Here is a 5,092-nt window from a genome sequence, read left to right on the forward strand (position 1 = left end):
CTTCGGGGCGGTCCTGAGGTCTGCGCAGCCCCGCCGGCGTTCGAGGCGCGGGGGTCTGGGGGCGGAGCCCCCAGGAAGGGGTCCGGGCGCAGCCCTGGGGGCACCTCCCAGCGGTAGCTGGGGGAGGAACGGGCGAAGGGCGGGTAGGGGACCTCGTCCGCGCAGCGGCACCCGCACCCACCGCAGCGGCACCCCCGCACCGCCGGCCCCGGCCGTATGGGCTACGTCACGCGGAAGGCGATCGCCTCGGGCTCGCGGTGGAAGGTCAGCCGGTCCCAGTCCGCGAACGCCAGGTCCGTCACCGCCAGCAGCCGGCCGGAGCCGTCGTGCACGGTGCGGCGCACGGACAGCCCGCAGGCCGGCGCGCCGCCGGCCGGGTGGGTGGTGCGGGTCATGGTGATGGTCTCCGAGGTCCGGCCGTGCGCGGCGGCCCGCTCCAGCCAGCGGTGCAGCGGCCGCAGGTCCTCGCCCCGGGCCCCGTCCGGCCGGTCGAGGTAGGCCGCGAGCTCCGGGGTGCGGGCCACGGTGCGCGGGCAGAGGTACGTCACCGTGTGCCGGACCGCGCGCCCGCCCGGGCCGTACACGTGGCGGTGGTGGACCAGGGTGCGCTCCCCGCCGCCCATCCCGAACAGCCCGGCGAGCGACGGCGGCACGGTGACCAGCGCGAGCCGGGTCCGGGTGAGGCGGGCGGGCGGCACGGCCCGGGATCCGGCGCGCGCGGCAGGGGCGGTGGCGCCGGGGAGGACCGCCGCCCGGGTGCCCCGCCGCCCGGTGACGACCAGTCCGTCGGCGCGCAGCTCCTGGAGCGCGGCCCGGACGGTCTGCCGGTTGACCTCGTAGCGGGCGGCCAGGGTGCGTTCGGAGGGCAGTCTGCCGCCGGAGGTCCGGGCGGCGAGGTCCAGTTCGGCCCGCAGCTGTGCGGCGATCCGCTGGTACTTGGGCATGGCGGCCGGGCCGCCGCCCCGCGAAGGGGAGGGCATGGCTTCTCCTCTGACGGGTGGTCAAGGACTGCGCGGTCTGCCCGCCCAACCTAGCATTGGTCTATACCTTTCGACACGGGGGCCGCGGCGGCCCGGCCCAGCTTGGCCGAATCCCACGCCCGGCCGCCGCCCGCTCACTCCCCCCGCAGCGGGTTGGGCAGCGGCAGGTAGCGCGCGTCCGCCCCGTCCGCCCGGGTCCACCGCAGCAGGAGGTTCGTCTTGGCCGGAAGCGCCGGGGCCGCGAGCAGCTCCGCGATCTCCGGCAGGCCGTGCTCGGCGTCGTAGCGCAGCAGCTCCTCGCGGACCGCCGGCCACACCCCGCCGGCCGCCCCGGGGTGCCGTTCGGCCAGGGCCCCGCCGACCTCCGCGAGGTGGTTGACGACCAGGCAGTACACGAGCCGCTGCCAGGCGCCCTCGCGCGGCATGTCCCCGGGGAGTTTCACGCCCTCCGCGTCGCGGAAGAGGGCCTGCACCGGCATGCCCCGGCCGTCCACGGCGACCAGGCAGTTCTGGAGGTGCGCCTCCAGCACGATCCCGTGCCGGGCGAACAGGTCCAGGACCGGAGGCACGACATGGCGCAGGTACGCCCGCCACCAGCCGGCCGGGTCGGACGCGGACTCCAGCGGGCTGGCGGGGTAGCCCTCCGCGAGGGCGGCGGACAGCAGCGGCACCGCGCCCGCCGCCACCCCGGTGCGCAGGCCGTCGCGGACCAGGACGGCCAGCTCCTCGAAGGCGAAGGAGGCGGTGCGGTACCCGCGGTCGGCCAGCCACACCGCGGTCGATCCGGTACGGCGGCGCAGGTCGGCGAAGCCGGCCTCCACCGCGGAGTCGGTGCGGCGCAGCTTCAGCAGGTCGTGGCGCCACAGCCGGCGCACGTCGTTGGTGATCCGGACGTCGAGGCTGAACTTCGCGAACAGGTCGGCGTCCGGCCCCGGCGCGTACACGGTCCGCACGGAGGCGGTGGGCCACACCGGCAGCCGGGTCGGGCCGAGCCGCAGCAGCCGCCCGTCGGCGAAGGCCTCGCGCACCTCCCGCCGGCCGCCGACCAGCTCCAGCTGCCAGGGGTGCGCGGGCAGCGCCCGGTAACCGGCGGGCGGGCGGGGGCCGTCGAGGATCCCGGCCAGCGCGTCGACCGCGTCGGCGGCGGCCCGGCCGCCCTCCTCCGCCACCTGGTCCTCGCGCAGCCCGAGCATCACGAGCGGGAAGCGGGTGTGCGCCTCGGGGGCGTACGGCAGCCAGCTCGCGGCGGGCGCGCCGCCCCGGGCCTTGGGGGCGGGATGGTGCGGATGGCCCGTCACCAGGGCCTGCTCGGACAGGACGTACGGGTCCTCGGGCACCTCGGCGGCCGCCCGGGCGGCCAGCAGCGCGGCGAGGGCCTCGCGGCTGTCGTCGATCTCGCCGGGCAGCTCGTCGTTGGAGACGCCGGTGTAGCGGTGCAGTTCGTCGGAGACGAGCTTGACCAGTTCCGCGTGGCCCAGCGGATGCCAGCCCTCCGCCGTGTGCAGCTCCGCGCGGTCCGGGCGGCGGCCGCCGGAGACCCGCAGCAGCCGGCCGCTGCCGCGCAGCCGGTGGACCCGCCCGCCCTCGGCCTCGCCCACCTCCCTGAGCAGGCAGTTCAGGAGCGGGGCGGCGCTGCGGGCGTCGGCGTCGGTGTTGAGGTCCACTGGTTCCATTCGGTCCGTCCGAGGTGTGCCGGCGGTACGCGGGAGGGACCACCGGCCGTGATCTTCAGTATCCGCGATGATGACCTGATCATCGGTTGAACCGACCTGAGAGGACCGGACCCCTGGACCGCAGCAGGCACGTTTCCCCGCCCGACCCCGGGCACTCCCCCGCCACCCCCGCCGAGGAGGCCGCCGCCGTCGCGCTGGCCGGCGTACGGCCCGGGCTGGGGGCCGCGTACGAGGCTTCGCTGGACGGGGCCCGCTCCGCCGTGCTGACCCGGCTCTGGCGGGCCCTGGCCTTCGAGCCGCTGCCGTGGGTGGTGGGCCGGGAGCCGGGGCCGGACTCCCTCACCCTGCTGCTGGCCGGGGGCGGGCGGCTGGAGGGGCCGCTCCCCGACCCGTACGCGACGGGCTCGCTCGTCACCGAGGTCCGGCTCGACGGGCGGCCCCACCGGCAGGCGGCCCGGCTGGTCGAGGCGCTGCGGGTGCCGCACGGCGCCGCCTTCGCCGCCGAACTCGACGACAGCGCCGCCTCCCTGGCCCTGTCCCGGGCCGGGCAGCCGGACGGGGAGCGGCCGGAGCCGTCGGCCGGGTGGGAGTGGGAGCAGCGGGTGGTGGACGGGCACCCGTACCACCCCAACTGCCGCTCCCGGCCCGGCTTCACGGTGGCCGAGCAGCTGGCGTACGCCCCGGAGCACCGGCCGGTGGTGGAGCTCGGGCTGGTCCCCGTACGGGCGGCGGAGTGCCTGGTGGCCGGCCGGTGGCCGGAGCACCTGCGCGACGGGGACCGGATCCTGGTGCCGGTCCACCCCTGGCAGGCCGAGCACGTACTGAAGGGCGAGGAGGTCCTGCCGGGGTTCGCCGCGCACCCGCTGATGGCGCTGCGCACGCTCGCCCCGGCGGCGGGCGGCCCGCACGTGAAGACGGCGCTGAGCACCCGGCTGACCTCCTCCGTCCGGGACATATCCGCGTACTCGGTGGAGACGGCCGCCGTGGTCTCCGCGTTCGCCCACGCGCTGACCGGACGGCTCGACGGCCGGCTGCACATCACCCGCACGCTGGGCGCGGCCACCGCGTACAGCCCGGACCTGGCGGCCGTGCTCCGCGAGCCCCCCGAGGCGTACGCGGGGCCCGGCGAGCGGGTCGTGCCGGTGGCGGCGCTGGCGGGGACGGAACTGGCCGGATCGGCGGCCTGGCGGGCCGCGTTCGCCCGGCTGGCGCTGTCGGTGTGCCTGCGCGTGCTGGACCTCGGAGTGGCGCTGGAGGCCCACGGGCAGAACCTGCTGGTGGTGCTGGCGCCCGACGGGAGCCCGCTGCGGCTGGTCTACCGCGACCTGGCCGACATCCGGATCAGCCCGGCCCGGCTCGCCCGGCACGGCCTGCCGGTGCCGCCCCTGGCCGGGCGGCTGGTCACGGACGACGAGACGGTGCTGCGGCGCAAGCTGTTCGGCTCGCTGGCGGCCGGTGCCCTCGCCTCGACGGCGGGCTCGGCCGGGGCGTTCGCCGACTGCCTGGCCGCCGGGCTGGACACCGCGGAGCCCACCGCCGACGCGGAGGCGCTGCGGAGCGGGCCGCTGCCGGTGAAGGCGCTCACGCTGATGCGGCTGAGTCCGGGGGTGCCGGGGGACCAGTGGGCGGAGCTTCCCGCGCCGCTCGGCGGGGCCTGACCGGCGGTGAGCTGCGGGGGTGAGGCCGGCGGCCGGACGGGCTACTGTTCAGGGGCATGACACAGACCTCGCGTCTCAGTGCCGTCCAGGCGTCCTACGACACCGTCGCGGTCGACCACGCCCGGCTGCTGGGCGGCGACCTGGAGGGCCGGCCCCTGGACCGGGCGGTGCTGAACGCCTTCGCCGAGTACGTGCGCGGCGGGGGCGGCGGGGCGGTCGCCGACCTGGGCTGCGGCACCGGCCGGGTGACGGCGTACCTGGACGGCCTCGGCGTACGGGCCTTCGGCGTCGACCTCTCCCCCGCGATGGTGGCGGTGGCCCGGCGCAGCTATCCGGGGCTGCGGTTCGAGGTGGGCCGGATGACCGGGCTGGACATGGCGGACGGGGTGCTGGGCGGGGTCCTCGCCTGGTACTCCACCGTCCACACGCCGCCGGGGGAACTGCCCGGCGTATTCGCGGAGTTCGCCCGGGTGCTGGCGCCGGGCGGCCATGTGCTCGTCGCGTTCGCGGCGTGGGACGGGCAGCGCCGGCTGGAGCACGCCTACGGGCATCCGGTCGACCTCGACGTGTACGGGACCCCGCCGCAGCTGATCGCCTCGCTGCTCGCCGGGGCGGGGCTGGCGGAAGTCGCCCGGATGGTCCGGGAACCCGGCGCCCACGAGCAGGACCCCCGGGGTTTCCTGCTGGCCCGCAAGGACCGCCTGTGCCGCCGCACGGAGATCGTCCCGCATGCGAAGGTACAGAGCGTGCGCCGTTCACAGGGCCCCTGGGAACGCGCCCG

At 77.3% G+C, this 5,092-nt stretch carries 4 protein-coding genes; 2 read left to right on the top strand and 2 right to left on the bottom strand.

The features are described from left to right. Positions 1 to 221 precede the first annotated feature (221 nt). Together ACQKM2_RS40580 and ACQKM2_RS40585 are read right to left on the bottom strand one after the other, a co-directional pair. A complete protein-coding gene (locus tag ACQKM2_RS40580) occupies positions 222 to 980 on the bottom strand; it encodes a GntR family transcriptional regulator (RefSeq protein ID WP_427719170.1) in 759 nt (252 codons plus the stop codon). Positions 981 to 1,114: 134 nt separating this feature from the next. Then, positions 1,115 to 2,653, bottom strand: a complete 1,539-nt coding sequence (locus ACQKM2_RS40585) for an IucA/IucC family protein (RefSeq protein ID WP_427719173.1) — start codon at positions 2,651 to 2,653, stop codon at positions 1,115 to 1,117. A 113-nt stretch (positions 2,654 to 2,766) separates the two neighbouring features. Between ACQKM2_RS40585 and ACQKM2_RS40590 the strand changes: the two genes are divergently transcribed. Together ACQKM2_RS40590 and ACQKM2_RS40595 are read left to right on the top strand one after the other, a co-directional pair. Next, positions 2,767 to 4,311, top strand: a complete 1,545-nt coding sequence (locus ACQKM2_RS40590) for an IucA/IucC family protein (protein ID WP_427719179.1) — start codon at positions 2,767 to 2,769, stop codon at positions 4,309 to 4,311. Between the two features lie 56 nt (positions 4,312 to 4,367). Next, positions 4,368 to 5,092 (top strand): methyltransferase domain-containing protein (locus ACQKM2_RS40595; RefSeq protein ID WP_427719176.1); only part of this gene is annotated, 725 nt, incomplete at its 3' end.

Source organism: Streptomyces sp. NPDC004126 (assembly GCF_050275515.1).
GTDB lineage: Bacteria > Actinomycetota > Actinomycetes > Streptomycetales > Streptomycetaceae > Streptomyces.

What these genes read in the sequence shown, in the direction of transcription:
- ACQKM2_RS40580 (WP_427719170.1), bottom strand. Translation starts at nt 980, where the DNA reads ATGCCCTCCCCTTCGCGGGGCGGCGGCCCGGCCGCCATGCCCAAGTAC.
- ACQKM2_RS40585 (WP_427719173.1), bottom strand. Translation starts at nt 2,653, where the DNA reads ATGGAACCAGTGGACCTCAACACCGACGCCGACGCCCGCAGCGCCGCC.